Annotated in this window: 11 protein-coding genes; 4 read left to right on the forward strand and 7 right to left on the reverse strand. The window is 42.0% G+C overall.

Going from position 1 to position 13,905, the window contains the following annotated elements:
- Window positions 1–572 precede the first annotated feature (572 nt).
- Window positions 573–2,045 carry a group II intron reverse transcriptase/maturase gene (ltrA, locus tag AAFM34_RS18095; RefSeq protein WP_341665238.1) on the forward strand — a complete coding sequence of 491 codons (1,473 nt, stop codon included), beginning with the start codon at window positions 573–575 and terminating at the stop codon, window positions 2,043–2,045.
- A 160-nt stretch (window positions 2,046–2,205) separates the two neighbouring features.
- Here ltrA and AAFM34_RS18100 read toward each other — a convergent pair whose 3' ends face one another.
- From AAFM34_RS18100 to AAFM34_RS18120, 5 genes are all read right to left on the reverse strand, one after another.
- Window positions 2,206–2,613: a hypothetical protein gene (locus AAFM34_RS18100; RefSeq protein WP_341665240.1), complete on the reverse strand. Its 408-nt coding sequence runs from the start codon at window positions 2,611–2,613 to the stop codon at window positions 2,206–2,208.
- The gene (locus AAFM34_RS18105; RefSeq protein ID WP_341665242.1) at window positions 2,613–4,775 is read right to left on the reverse strand and encodes a site-specific integrase; all 2,163 of its coding nucleotides are present in this window, start codon (window positions 4,773–4,775) and stop codon (window positions 2,613–2,615) included. Before AAFM34_RS18105 ends, AAFM34_RS18100 begins: the two co-directional genes overlap by 1 nt.
- 2 nt (window positions 4,776–4,777) lie before the next feature.
- Window positions 4,778–6,523, reverse strand: coding sequence for a hypothetical protein (locus AAFM34_RS18110; RefSeq protein ID WP_341665244.1), 1,746 nt, complete (start codon window positions 6,521–6,523; stop codon window positions 4,778–4,780).
- Window positions 6,520–7,746, reverse strand: coding sequence for an integrase (gene xerC / locus AAFM34_RS18115; RefSeq protein WP_341665246.1), 1,227 nt, complete (start codon window positions 7,744–7,746; stop codon window positions 6,520–6,522). Before xerC ends, AAFM34_RS18110 begins: the two co-directional genes overlap by 4 nt.
- A gap of 168 nt (window positions 7,747–7,914) precedes the next feature.
- On the reverse strand, window positions 7,915–9,348 hold the full coding sequence (locus AAFM34_RS18120; RefSeq protein ID WP_341665248.1) for a sodium:alanine symporter family protein: 1,434 nt from the start codon (window positions 9,346–9,348) through the stop codon (window positions 7,915–7,917).
- 702 nt (window positions 9,349–10,050) lie between these two features.
- Between AAFM34_RS18120 and AAFM34_RS18125 the strand changes: the two genes are divergently transcribed.
- Window positions 10,051–10,233 (forward strand): DUF3545 family protein, encoded by a 183-nt coding sequence (locus tag AAFM34_RS18125; protein WP_341665250.1) that lies wholly within the window; start codon window positions 10,051–10,053, stop codon window positions 10,231–10,233.
- A gap of 41 nt (window positions 10,234–10,274) precedes the next feature.
- Here AAFM34_RS18125 and AAFM34_RS18130 read toward each other — a convergent pair whose 3' ends face one another.
- Complete coding sequence (locus AAFM34_RS18130; RefSeq protein WP_341665252.1) at window positions 10,275–10,826, reverse strand: hemerythrin domain-containing protein; 552 nt, start codon at window positions 10,824–10,826, stop codon at window positions 10,275–10,277.
- 94 nt (window positions 10,827–10,920) lie between these two features.
- Entirely contained in the window at window positions 10,921–11,613 is a 693-nt protein-coding gene (gene ung, locus AAFM34_RS18135; protein WP_341665253.1) for a uracil-DNA glycosylase, read from the reverse strand.
- A gap of 817 nt (window positions 11,614–12,430) precedes the next feature.
- Between ung and grcA the strand changes: the two genes are divergently transcribed.
- Complete coding sequence (gene grcA / locus AAFM34_RS18140; RefSeq protein WP_341665255.1) at window positions 12,431–12,808, forward strand: autonomous glycyl radical cofactor GrcA; 378 nt, start codon at window positions 12,431–12,433, stop codon at window positions 12,806–12,808.
- Window positions 12,809–12,930: 122 nt separating this feature from the next.
- Complete coding sequence (locus tag AAFM34_RS18145; RefSeq protein WP_341665257.1) at window positions 12,931–13,878, forward strand: cache domain-containing protein; 948 nt, start codon at window positions 12,931–12,933, stop codon at window positions 13,876–13,878.
- Window positions 13,879–13,905: the final 27 nt, after the last annotated feature.

A 13,905-nucleotide genomic window follows, 5' to 3' on the forward strand; every position in this document is an offset into this window, starting at 1 on the left:
GTGCGACGTGAGGTCGTATGAAGCGCTGTTCACCGCTCAACGAGTGAACCATCTGTATCACCAGATGAACCTAGGAGCCTGAATAAAGTAGCGGCTCTGACAATGTAACGAAGGTTGGTAGTTGCCGATCGGGATCTAAATCGTGAGAGGACGATCCTCCTGATAACCACAAAATTGGGTAAGTGCTAGGTAGTCAGCATGATGAACATAAGTGAATCCGCGTAAGGTGCGTTAATCGATGAGCAGCGGAAGTGGTTAATACGCTGTAGCCAAAAGGCACGAGAGTCGGAAAGAGATTGCCCCGTGCTCTTTCGTGATCGTTGAACTCTCCGCACTATAGCGGGCATCTAAACTGACATTGCGCGACATACGGAACACGGTAAGCCTGTATCACTCCCTCTGGGAAAGCCTTCGTGGCCGATAGTGATGCAGGTATAGGAGGTTGGAAGAAGCGAAGGCTGCATTGTAACGATGCAGATACAGATTCATATCTGATCACGAAAGTGGGCTGACTTCCGACTGGTCTTCCGTTGCAAGAGAATTTGAAGAACTTTATTCAAGGAGAAACGCAAATGATGATTTCAAAAGAGATTAGTGCCTCTCCTGACAGTGCTCAATGGCAATCCACCAATTGGAAAGACGTTGAATCTCATGTTTTAAAGCTTCAGATGCGTATTGCAAAGGCAACACGAGAAGGTAAACCCAGCAAAGCGAAAGCGTTGCAGTGGATACTGACTCACTCGCGATCAGCAAAACTTCTTGCTGTTAAGCGGGTATCTCAAAATAAAGGCAGTAAAACGCCTGGAATTGACGGCGTTATCTGGAATACAGATACGCGCCGCATGAAAGCAGTCAATCAATTGAGCAGAAAAGCTTATCAAGCCAAACCGCTCAAGCGTATCTACATCCCCAAGAAAAACGGCAAGCTCAGACCACTGGGTATCCCCTGCATGGTCGATAGAGCGCAGCAAGCGCTTCATCTTCTTGCTCTGGAGCCAGTATCAGAAACACTTGCCGACCCTAACAGCTATGGATTTAGACCAAACCGCAGCACTGCCGATGCAGTCGCACAGTGTTTCAAGTGTTTGGCATTAAAGAAATCAGCTCAATGGGTTCTTGAGGGAGACATCAAAGCCTGTTTCGACAAGATCGGGCATCAATGGCTTATGAGCAACATTGCCGTAGATAAACGCATGTTGGAACAATGGTTAAAGTCTGGTTTTATGGATAAAGGGCTGTTCTACCGTACTGACGAGGGAACACCACAAGGCGGGGTCATATCCCCGACCTTGATGCTAATGACGCTTGCAGGACTTGAGCAACACATAAAGTCTACTGCATTCAAAAAGGGTGCTAGAGCCAACTTTATTGGATACGCCGACGACTTCGTCGTCACCTGCGCTTCAAAGGAAGTGCTGGAGAACGATATCAAACCGTTGATTGCTGATTTCTTAGCAGAAAGAGGCTTAACACTCTCCGAAGAGAAAACGCACATTACCCATATCAGCCGTGGTTTTGATTTCCTAGGTTTTAATCATAGGAAGTACAAAGGGAAGTTACTCATTAAGCCGAGTAAATCCAACACCTTACTGTTCCTAAGTAATTTGCGCGAACTCATCAAAAAGCACGCAACCATCCCCGTCAACGATTTAATCAAGTTGATAAATCCGAAACTCAGGGGCTGGTCGAATTACTATCGACACTGCGTTGCGAAACAGGTATTCGGATATGTAGGTCACAAGCTATTCCATGCGTTATGGCACTGGGCTAAAAGGCGTCATCCAACAAAATCCAGAACTTGGATCGCCCTTAAATACTTCATCAACCGTCAAGGTCAATGGCAATTTCACGGTTGGCAGAAGATCATGAATATGGATTGTCAGTTCAATCTGTTTCAAATAGCCAAGGTGCCAATAGAGAGACATGTGAAAATCAGGAGTGCCGCTACACCTTTTGATCCTCAATACCAAGAATACTTGGCTAAGAGAAAATCAAAGAAGCAATGCCGTAACTCTTGGCATGAGCCTGCTCTCGCTGCTTTATAAGTTGCTGGGTGCCAATCGGTGCCTTCGTGAAGGCTTGAGCCTAGTGCGGTGAAAGTTGCACGCTGGGTTCTTAGAGGGACGACACTTGGTAACAGGTGTCGTCTACTCGACAATTCCGTGTTACATGCCCCGCAAACACACCTACTAGTCGTTCTTCAATTTATGCTTTCAAGTTATGTACGTTTGTTGAGTCTTTGCGTGTTTTGGTTTTGTAGCGGTGCAACTCCCAAGTCATCTGAGCGACTTTATCTGCCATTACCTTCAGTTCACCTTTGAACTGCTCGTTCTCAGCTCGAAGTTTTTCGCTTTTATCCAAAACCTCTTGGTACTTATCCGTTAAAACCTTTGCCTTAGCTTTATTAGCTCTAGCCTTTACAACCCCTACATTGGTTGGGTCAGTGGCATACTTCTCTTTCTCTGCTAACACCTTCTCAAGCAGAACAATATGATTCTTCAATGACCCATTAGACACTCCTGCTCGCCTTTCAACAGCATAAGGACTGATTTTCTTACCCTCTTTCAAAAGGGCCTTAAACGCATTCTCTAGCTTTGTTACCACCGTCGCCATTACAGAGCCTCTACTCGATATTTTTCAAATTGAATGTTATGGTCATCCATCACTTTTTCCGCAGTCCTTATATCACTCAGTTGCGTAGCGAGTGAGCTGCGGTTGAACATTCCCATTTCTTTCATTTTTTCAATTTTTTCAATACATCTCTCTCGCCTTATCACCCAGTTTTCAGCTTCAACCTTGTTTACATTCAGGTTCTCACAGTCCCTGCCTACGCATTTAGATGGCTCAAACAAATGCCCCATACTACATAGCTCACCAAAAAAACAAGTGCCAAACCCTGTCGATTTGTTTGCGCCTTTCGTGTCTTCAATCAACTGATTAAACCTCGCGTCACCAACCACCATAGGCTCTCCACTCATGAACTTCATGAAGCCACCTGATTGTTCTTCTGGATGCTCGACAATGCCCTTAAGGTACTTAGCGTGAGACTCTATTTCTTGCTTTTGGATCTGTTCTTTAATTTGGGCTGGATTTTGAATGCCTAGTAACGTTAGAACCTCAGAATGACTCGCATAAATGGCTGTCATCGCAAGGTGTATATGCTTAAATTGATGCTTCAACGAGGCTAATGACACTAACCCATGACCAACCACAAAATGAGCAAATGTCCGTCTCAATGAGTGGGTACTAAAGCGCCAATACAACCCTCCATGTTCATTTTTGTGTATTGGATTAAACTTCTCGTGGACAAAGGGGTTTAGCAGGTTAAAAACCTCTTCCATTTCTTCTGGAACGTAACGAATATCGATATGAAGGCTGTAATCATAGAAAATATCACGTAAGTTCGTAGTATTGAGATGAGTGTCTTTTAGCTGACGATTAATAGTATCACCTGTCCATCCCTTGCCTTCACCTTTGAGTGAAAAGCGTGGCGAGAGGTGAATATCCCCCGAAATAGAGCGATATTTATCATTGAGGACAGTGAGAATTAATAACGCCTTCTCACAAATTGGCGCACACGCCCATGTATCCTCACGACTTAGCTTTTCTAATTTATCCGTCCAAGAACGCATTGTGCAGAGCTTAATGCCATCAATATCAACCTCTTTGTATGAGTCACCATCAATCTGGGTTAATTCACTTATCCTCATTCCCGTGAATGCCGAACAAGCGCCAAAACACGCTCCTTTAATCATTCTAAAAGCATCAATGGCTTGCTTTTCAGTCACCCCTTTTGATTGGGCATACGCTTTCACGTCCAATAAAACATTATCTTTTTTATAGGCATCAATAACGCCTCTATGGGCTTTATTGCGATAGGTAGACTCAACTTCGTTCTTAGCTTTATCTCGATAGTCATTAAGCACCTCTTGAGGGGAGATGCCGCTGCTTTTTGCTTTTTCCTCAACCTCAATATCGACAATGAGTTCCTGATACAGAGTTTCGACTTCTCGTTCGATATCATGCTCAGTCTGTAATGAACGATACTCTGCCTCGACTTCCGCTTCGAGGTCTCGACCGCCCAAAAAGTCTCGGTAAGCAGACTCCACATCCTGAATTAAACGAGAAAGGTATTGCTCGTAAATAATGGGGATGACTGTCGGAAAATGCCCTTTACCATGAGCGGCATATTTCTTGGCAACCTTTTTTGCGGTTTCACCGTATTGGTAGGGCATGTGAAACCTAGTGCTCTCTGGAAAATGTGAATTAACCTGTGTGAGTACATTGAGAGAGTCCAGTTTTTTTGCAATAGATCCTTCACTCAACCCACGTAGTGACTCTTTAATTTGCGAAAAGACAATGTCACTTGAAATATAAGAAAAAGCGTTGATGGCAGTATTCGCAAACACTTTAAGTAATGAATTGACATAACTATGTATATTTTTAACCTGCTCAATCTTCCTGAAGGTTTTCCCCTCCATACTCAGCAAGGTTTCTTTGCCGCCCCATATCAACCAATACATTCGTTGCTTAAACTCTAACACCAGTTTGGGGTTATGCTTATTGGCGTCGAACGTTAAGATGTAGTTCGATTTCCTCTCTTTTTTGGTATTGAACAGGTCATTAAAATCCCAGCTATCCTCCTCAAAGTAAGAAGCAGGGCTGCCATCTCGCTTTACGCTGACTACAGTTCTTGCAGTCGGCATGGGGTAAGCTTCGTCAATAGGCAAAGCGTATTTTTCAAACAATACGTGGTCATGACTAATACTGTACATGCTTACCCCTTAAAAATATCTTGAATAGAATCTTCATCCCAAAGAGGATGGCAACCTTGCCGCTCTAAGTATTTTTCCGCTGCCTTAAGGTTTCTTTTCTTGAAGCGTTTCTTTATGTCTCGAATCGCTGACTTCACCTCGCTGAAATTCTTGATGAAGTGGTCAAGGCTTTTATGGGCGGCTACCACCTCATTGAGCCGAAGTTCAAATGACAACAAGCGCCAAATGTCATGAATCTCATCAACGACAGCAAAATTTCGGCACATAAAGCATTTGATGACATAGCCACAAGCAGTATTTTTCACATCGTCATCATCTAACAATCCCGTTTCTAGATTGCTTTTTTGAAACTCACGTTTTTGCGGAACATCTTCACCTTTACATACCCCTCCGTTAGCGATGTCGTCCACAGGCTCTCTGGAAGACGCTCTGAGGGCATCGGCCTCTTCCGTAGATAAAACCTCACAGTGTTGCGCCTTCGTTGTTGCTATCGCGGCAGTAACCCCTCCTGTTGGGTTACTGCCCAACGCAAAGAGTGTGGCAGCGCCAAAAGCCAATTCACAATGCGCTACTGACTTTGAGTTCTTACTGTAGTCTGAATTGTTCCATGTGCTTTCGGATGCATTACGATTGCTCTCCATCGCGCCTTGTCGCCCCAGCTTTTCTTCTGCGTACTGTTTAACGGATGACTTCAAACGCCTACAGGTTAAGGAAAAATCTGGATTTGCCGCTTTTATTGTTTGCAGTAAAACAGAGCGCTGCATTAACCCCGTAATGTAGAGCTTGAGATTATCAACAGTTGGCTTCTTGCCATTACGTCGCCTAAAGAGATAATGCTTATCTCGCCTCAAAGCAACAGCGTGCAGCTTCGACAATTCAAAGTGTTCTTCAAAAAAGGTTTTAGATACCGCTCTTGGAGTAAAGGTACGAGATTCTTCTTTGTAGCCACGAGTTTTTAAACCTTTTACCGAGATTCGGTTACCGCCTGCCTTATCAACACTCCAACCATCTTCCACTACAAAGGTATTCAGTGCCTCTGTTTGTCCCACTGCGGTGTAATACACATAGAGGAACACCGCATTGGAGATAAGACGATCAAATGCAATTGTTCGCTTACCTTCGCTGATGGTCTTATCTAAATACTCTTTGTAGAGTAATTTTCTATCCGACAACAGCGCACGAACGATGCGTTTTAACTCTTTCTTGGTGTAGTTCTTGGAATCTAACGATGCACTCGCGGTATCTAGGTTGCGACTTGCTTTAGGTATATTCCCAAAACCAAACTTCTTTAGGATTGAATTGTAGTTTGAAGCCATCCATCCCAACGTTTTGGCTTTTATCGGCTTTCCATGCAATCCGACACCTGTTGTTCGCTGAGATAGCCACGCAGCCTGAATATAGTTCACACACGTTTCTGGTGAGAACTTTACCTTAGACTTACGCTTTTGGGGTTGGCTAGTAAAGCTATGATTTAAAATGTTATCAATAAACTTAAAGTTAGCGAACTTACTCGACTCTGCCCAACCTGATTGCTCAAACTTGGAAATCAGTAGAGAAACATGCTGCTTAGTGCTGTATTTGAGCCAGTCTTTGAAATCGCATGTGCGGTTTGAGCCACTACTATCTACCCAGACATATTTCCATTGATGAATATTGGACAATGGGTTGTCTGACTGCATTTCATCGGTCGAAATAGAGCGATAGGTACGAACGTTATCAGGCTTATCTGAGTCGAAGTTCTCCGTCATATGATGTGCTCCTCTTCCAATAACGCCATCATTAACTCAGGCACTTGGTTCTTGGTTGGGTTGCCTTCCCAATGCGTTAAATAACGCATGGTCACAGATAAGTCCTTGTGTCCAAGTTCATCTTTCAGTAGTTTCAACGCCTGTGTCGTACTCAAGTCGGGTATATTGAGCAACAGGTCTAACTTATTCGCTGCATAGGTTGCTCTAGTATCGTGAAAGTCGTGGTCGAAGTGAGGGTTGCTGTTTTCCTTAATCGCATTTCTTAACCGCCCCCATAGCGTGTCTATTGAATTTGACCGCTGTCCCTCTTCTTTAAAACGATTCCCTTCCTTTGTGATAAATACAGGCGCATCTTCATCACCAGTATTGAAGAAGTAGAGACGCTTACGCTCCTTATACCGCTCACTTTCACAGTATTGACTGAGCTGCTCCATTAACCAAACAGGCATCGAAATTGAACGGTCTTTGCTGTATTTGGTGTAACAACAATGAGAGGGACCAATCTTGATCTCGGTGTAGGTTTTGCCCTTGAAGCCCTTAGGTACTTTGAAGTGGCGAGGCTTTATATCAGCGACCTCAATCGCTCTTAGACCAGAATTAATTACAGTCGCTACCAACAGTCGAAACTCACCAGAAATCCCCGCACGATGCCAATTGTCTCGAATGTGCTTTATGTCCAAGTCATTCATTGGGGTAAGTTCGGTCTCTTGTTTTGGACTTTTGAGGGTAATGTCGGTGAGCATCTGACCGTATTTATTGTGACCATGCACCTCAAACGGAAGCTTCTCCACATAGCCATGACGGTAGCAAAACACATAAAACCTTCGGATCACAGATAAGGTCAATGCCCCAACACTTCGGCGCATGTTTCCTTTAGCAATCTGTTTATCCAAATAGCTTCTGAAGAGATAAATAGGGAAACGCTCAAGTTCTTCATTCTCATCATTCCAGTTAAGATTGTTTTTGCCTAGATAGCGAAAAAAGCGAAGCAGAGCATACGAGGTCGGCTCAGTATCTTTAACCCCTTCAACAATACGACGACTCAAAATAAACGCGTTGGCATAAAACTCTGGTTCACCATCAGAGGAAAACAACAAGTTAACACCATCAAAACGCATCGGTTTGCTCACAGTGAAGTCTAACGAATCTGGTGAATCACCTAACTCGATGTCACCAATTTCTATTGTTCGACTTGTTGCTACAAGATGGTAAAAGTGTTCCATACAATGCTCAATCAAATAATCTAAATTAAAGTTAGGCTATCAATCTAAATCATTCAAATAAAAGCATAGATACTGTTAATTATGCCAAACAACTATTTAGATATGTTGGCTGTAAAAAAAGCCATGCAATGTCTGCATGGCTTTCCATATCGTTACTATAGATAAGGTCTATGACTCTTTTTTGCTGTTATCCCAAATCCCGTCTTCTAACTGTGATTTGAGCTCTGGAAAGTCATTGCAATCAAACGTTGGAACCTTACCTGCTTTAAGCTGGCGGTTATAGTCTTTAGCAAGTTTAATAACGATTCCTGAAAGCAGCAGAATAGCGACTAGGTTAACGATAGCCATCATACCCATAGATACGTCCGCAAGCGACCAAACGATAGGCAAAGAAGCCACCGCACCAAACATCACCATTCCCAGTACAATAATACGGAAAATACCCAAACCAGCCTTGTGGTTATGCTCAAGGAATATTAGGTTTGTCTCTGCGTATGAATAGTTAGCAATGATAGAAGTAAAGGCAAAGAAGAAAATCGCAATAGCAACAAAAACTCCACCCCAAGAGCCAACTTGAGAGCTCAAGGCTGCTTGTGTTAATTCAATTCCCGTGATTTCGCCATGAGGTACATATTCACCAGACATAAGAATAATAGCCACGGTTGCAGAACAAATCACTATGGTATCCATAAATACGCCTAGCATTTGCACATAGCCTTGAGATGCAGGGTGTGGCGGATAAGGTGTCGCTGATGCTGCAGCATTTGGTGCAGAACCCATACCGGCTTCATTTGAGAATAAGCCACGTTTGATACCATTAATCATTGCCTGTGCAATCGCGTAGCCTAGACCACCCGCCGCTGCTTCTTGTAAACCAAAAGCACTCTTAAAGATCAAGCTAAGTACTGCTGGTAGTTTTTCAATATTGGCAAAAACAACGAATAGAGCCAGAACTAGATACAATAGCGCCATCGCAGGAACAATCATTTCAGCAACACGAGCGATTCGCTTAATACCACCAAAAATAATCACAGCAGAAAGAGCAACAACTGCGATACCAACGTATGTTTCATCCCAGCCAAATGCTGTGTTCATTGCTCCAGCAATAGAGTTTGCTTGAACAGCGTTAAATACCAAACCAAAGGCGATGATAAGGAAAATAGAAAAGAGTACGCCCATCCAACGCATACCTAAGCCTTTTTCCATGTAGTAGGCAGGGCCTCCACGATAGTTGCCGTCATCATCTTTGGTTTTGTATAACTGCGCTAATGTACTCTCAGCAAAAGAGGTTGCCATACCTAGCATAGCGATGAGCCACATCCAGAAAATAGCACCAGGACCACCAGCAGTTAACGCAACAGCAACGCCCGCCATATTACCGGTACCAACACGGGCAGCAAGGCTAGTACATAATGCTTGAAATGATGAAATGCCTGCATTGTCTGCTTTACGGCTGTTCTTCAAAACCGAAAACATATGACCAAAATGTCTAAATTGGATAAAGCCAAGTCTGACTGTAAAGTAAACTCCGACACCAACCAGTAGATAAACTAGAATCGAGCCCCAAAGTAGGTCATTCATCAAATTAATTAAATCTGTCATAAGATCCTCATATTGAGTGTTCGCTGTTCTATGCTTCCTTGCCTTCCATCCAGTCGCTAACCAAGTGTCAACTTTGCTTAGTATTATTGTTTATTTATCGTGCAACCCAGATATGTAAAACGCGCCTCATGCTTCCATTTTACGTAACAACGTATTTTTTGACTGGCGGATAATGCAACCTACAAAGTCAAAAATCAATAAGCATCAGAATTCATATTAGTGTTACTTTTAACTATAAAATCACCATTAGCTAACACAAAAAAGCACAAAAAAGACACAACTAAAAAACATTAGCATTAAAATTTAACAACAATAAATAATAGACAACCTGAGAAGCATACGTCGTTCTTTAAACGATAGTCACTCCTTTAACACCAAGGACTCATCCTCCCCCCCTTTTAGTGATATTTACAATAACAACCATAAGAAACAGAACTCATTAAAACCACACCCACACAAGCTCATAATGTTCAATTTTTAAACACAGCTTTAACATTTCATTTATGATAGTTTGCGCACTAAATCTTTTCTGTTTGGATAAAAAATCAACAAAATTTCATCATTTTTCTGTGAGGCCCAGTTAAAAATGCATAAAAAGTTAATTCAATCGTAACAAATGAGAAACCAATCAAGGTTAGGCTTCAAGCAGAGTGGTATTAAATCTGTACCCCTTCAAAGAGAAATCATATAAAGAGGTGGCTTATGGAAGGCTTAAACTTTGAAGATATTATGGAAATGGATTTTCCTAAAACTCGAGCAACTCGCTCTAAACCCGTCAAGCGCAAATGGCGCGAAATTGAAGCAATTAAGGATAAGCAGAGACTACAACGAGAACTAAAGGACATGGATATCGGCTTCGATGATTTTGATGAACTCGACTACTGACACAATAAGGAGGCACGCAGTGCCTCCTTTTTCTTTCTTATCTAAACACTTTCTTGTTCACCTTGGCGAACTCGATGAGCAATCTGTTGATACTCCTCGGCGATTGTGTCACCAAATACAGGATCATCTTCGCCAACATTCCAACGTTTCTCTACTTCTTGCCAATCATGAAGACTAAAGCTTTTCTCGATTAAGGGCAGAATAGAACGCTCCTCCAACTCTAAGTGACGCTTTTGCGCTAAGATGAAATCCTCTAGCTGATCAACAAATATATTCCGAGGAACAACAGCGTCCTGCAAAATCATTTCCACCGTATTGAGGAAAGTATGAGTTTTATCTGACAACAACTCGTGCTCATGTTCCAAGTCTTGCAGCTCCTTCTTATGCCCGTAATGCTCCATATAGTAGTGATAGAGGATATCTTCTTTAGGGTGATGTACACGCTCTGAATGATTGGCCATGTAGTCTACGATTTCTTTAACTAAAGTGTAGTTAATCGCTTGCTCTGTCTGCAGTTGAACAATTTTCTGTTTCAATACCGCCAAAAGTCGAACCATGTAGCTGTGCTCTCTACGGATTCTTTCCATCATCATGACACACACCTCTTAAGCCATATTTGTTATAAGTGTATATAGAAACTAGCATGATAAAGTTGACATCGGTCGAAAAATAAGCACCCAGATGCATTTAAACTTGCGTTTCAACCACAGCAGGTAAACGCCAATCAATCGATGATTTCCCAAGTGATTGGAGAATTTGGTTAGTCTGGGAAAAGTGCTGACAGCCGAAAAAACCTCGGTGAGCGGAAAGAGGAGATGGATGTGGGGCCGACAATACATAATGACGCTCACGATCAACAAACCGCCCCTTTTTCTGGGCATGTGATCCCCACAATAAGAACACAACACCAGACTGATGACGATTAATTGATTCAATGACCCTATCAGTAAACGTCTCCCAGCCAGTTTTTGCATGCGAATGCGCTTTACCTTGCTCTACGGTCAAGACAGTATTAAGCAACAAAACGCCTTGCTCGGCCCAACTTTGCAGATATCCATGAGTTGGGATCTCAAACCCCTCAATATCTTGAGATAACTCTTTGTACATGTTAACTAAAGAAGGAGGTGGTTTAATTCCGGGAAGAACTGAGCAGAAAAATCCCAGGCCGTGCTTGGTTACGTGATGAGGATCCTGACCAAGGATAACGACCTTTACATCGCCAAATTCGGTAGATCGAAACGCACTGAACACATCTTTGGCTGGAGGAAATACTGTTTTACCTAAAGCTCTTTCAGACTCAACGAAGTTCAGGGTCTGCTGAAAATAATCCTGCTGCTTTTCAGCTCCGATGACATCATGCCATACTAATCGCTGGCTCATGTGTTGTTCCTTCTCGAATTAATGCTGTACTGATTGTCGCAAAAAGTGTCAAAGGAACAAAGTGGTTAAAGACGTTAAATCAATGTTTTTGCGGAGTCCTATGATGTCCTTGTCCTGTTACATGACGGTTTGGCATTGGCATACGTGAAACAGGGGGACGAGTATAGAAGGATGTATACGGCATAATCATATCCTCATTAGTTTGAAAACCTAGATATGCTATGAAAATTTAGTGCCAATGTTTCGAAAACACCCCTGCTTTATAAACATCGCTAGTCAACCACTCCAAGATCTCAGACATTTTTTTACCAAGGTTCATAAACTTAATAAAGGTTGACATTAAGCGTCACAGGGTGAAAAAGTCGATCAGCCAGCAACTTTTCAACACTCTAAACGCAGCAACAAGCGGCAATCCACACTCTCAGTAGAAGCTACTTCTTTCTACTTATGCCTCTCAAGATGAAAATCACAATGCCATAAAGCTCGATTGTAGCTTTATCACTTTTGACTTTCACAAACTGACCATTCTTAAGCACTTTTATCCTCTCTAGCTCAAAGTAAAAAGCCAAAATGTAGTAAATTAACAACAAAATAAATTTAAAGATGAGTCCATCGTCTGTAATTATAGTGGATGAGAGAGGCATAAAGAAAACAATAATGATCTAAATCAAAGTTATTATTATCAGCAACTTATGATAACTAACCTTTCATTGATTAAAATCAAAATCAAGATAACCACAGTGAGTTATATAATAACGGAGCACAAAACTTTAGAAAAAAAACACCAACAAACGATTATTTCGATTAGGAGATAGACATGATTCAAGGTATACAAATTACTAAAGCTGCCAATGACGCGTTAATTAATTCAATCTGGTTACTTGATACTGAAAAAGGGGAAGCTCGATGTGTTGCAGCGGAGCGTGAGTATGCATCTGATCAAGTTATTGCAACCAGCGATCTCGGTGAGTATGAAAGCCGTGAAGTAGCGATTGAAACAGCGCCACGTATTGAGGGAGGTCAACACCTCAATGTTAATGTACTCAAGCGTGAAACTTTGGAAGATGCGGTCGAAAACCCAGAAAAATACCCACAGCTCACTATCAGAGTGTCAGGTTACGCTGTACGTTTTAACTCACTAACCACAGAGCAACAACGAGATGTTATTGCTCGAACATTCACACAATCACTGTAAAATAATTCAACACTAAGGCGCCAGTGTGCGCCTTTTCTTAACTCATCTACTCACGCAATCCGTCACTCAATACTCTATCATTAATAGATTAATCATTATCTCTAACTCGGGGGCGGACTGAGTTGAAATTTTCACCAAGCTTAAAAAACAACCTAGGATTTCGACTTTGTGTTCATCTGGGCATACTCATCACCATTATTTTTATATCCTCTGCCATATTACTCGGTGAATACAGTGAACAAAAACGCAGGATTCTTGATAATTACTCTGTGATTATGGAATCAAAAGTGCGTTCAAGTATTGGTGTATACAATAAATTCTCCCACTATGTCTACCAACAGATAGTAAGCAATAATGAGGTACTCGAGCTGTTATCAATAGCACTTGATAACACAGGTAGAAAGCGAGGTGAAGCTAGGATTAAGTTGTATCAACTACTCAAAAAAGACTATCAGCTTCTAAGAGCGCATAATTTTAGACAACTCCATTTCCACTTTCCTAACGGAGATAGCTTTCTTCGAGTACATAAGCCCGAAAAGTTTGGTGATAACTTATTCTCCATTCGAGAATCCGTGAGATTAGCGAATACCGAACAAAGAATAATAGAGGGCTTTGAAGAAGGACGTATTTTTAATGGCTATCGTTTTGTCTACCCCATAAACCAAGGAGAGCAGGCTCTTGGTAGTGTAGAAGTATCACTTTCAATGGGCAGTATTGTCGATTTACTTGTCGAGCTTTACCCTCAAAATGACTTTCAGTTTATCATCAGCCAAGATGCTGTGGATTCAAAACTGTTTCAGGATATGAAAACTAATTATATCCCCAGCGTTTTGGCTGAGGGCTATTTCTACGACAAAGCTGTGTTTGAGAAGCACCTACGTGGCGTAAACCACAGAAAACTCATTGATCAAGCAAAAACTTACAGGGATACACTTAAGCCTTTACTTGATGAAAAGGAAAGCTTTTCTAAAGCCATTTCACTACAGGGAAAAGATTATATTATTAGCTTCCTCTCGATAAAGAACTTTAAAGACCAGCACGTAGCCCTGAGGAATCCCCTGATAATTTAGATAAAAATCATCAAGTTAAGGTAGATG

Source organism: Vibrio sp. (assembly GCF_038138445.1).
GTDB lineage: Bacteria > Pseudomonadota > Gammaproteobacteria > Enterobacterales > Vibrionaceae > Vibrio.

Bases quoted from the DNA above. Each gene is read 5' to 3' on its own strand.
- ltrA (WP_341665238.1), top strand. From the start codon at position 573: ATGATGATTTCAAAAGAGATTAGTGCCTCTCCTGACAGTGCTCAATGG.
- AAFM34_RS18110 (WP_341665244.1), bottom strand. From the start codon at position 6,523: ATGACGGAGAACTTCGACTCAGATAAGCCTGATAACGTTCGTACCTAT.
- ung (WP_341665253.1), bottom strand. From the start codon at position 11,613: ATGAGCCAGCGATTAGTATGGCATGATGTCATCGGAGCTGAAAAGCAG.
- AAFM34_RS18120 (WP_341665248.1), bottom strand. From the start codon at position 9,348: ATGACAGATTTAATTAATTTGATGAATGACCTACTTTGGGGCTCGATT.
- AAFM34_RS18130 (WP_341665252.1), bottom strand. From the start codon at position 10,826: ATGATGATGGAAAGAATCCGTAGAGAGCACAGCTACATGGTTCGACTT.
- AAFM34_RS18105 (WP_341665242.1), bottom strand. From the start codon at position 4,775: ATGTACAGTATTAGTCATGACCACGTATTGTTTGAAAAATACGCTTTG.
- grcA (WP_341665255.1), top strand. From the start codon at position 12,431: ATGATTCAAGGTATACAAATTACTAAAGCTGCCAATGACGCGTTAATT.
- AAFM34_RS18100 (WP_341665240.1), bottom strand. From the start codon at position 2,613: ATGGCGACGGTGGTAACAAAGCTAGAGAATGCGTTTAAGGCCCTTTTG.
- xerC (WP_341665246.1), bottom strand. From the start codon at position 7,746: ATGGAACACTTTTACCATCTTGTAGCAACAAGTCGAACAATAGAAATT.
- AAFM34_RS18125 (WP_341665250.1), top strand. From the start codon at position 10,051: ATGGAAGGCTTAAACTTTGAAGATATTATGGAAATGGATTTTCCTAAA.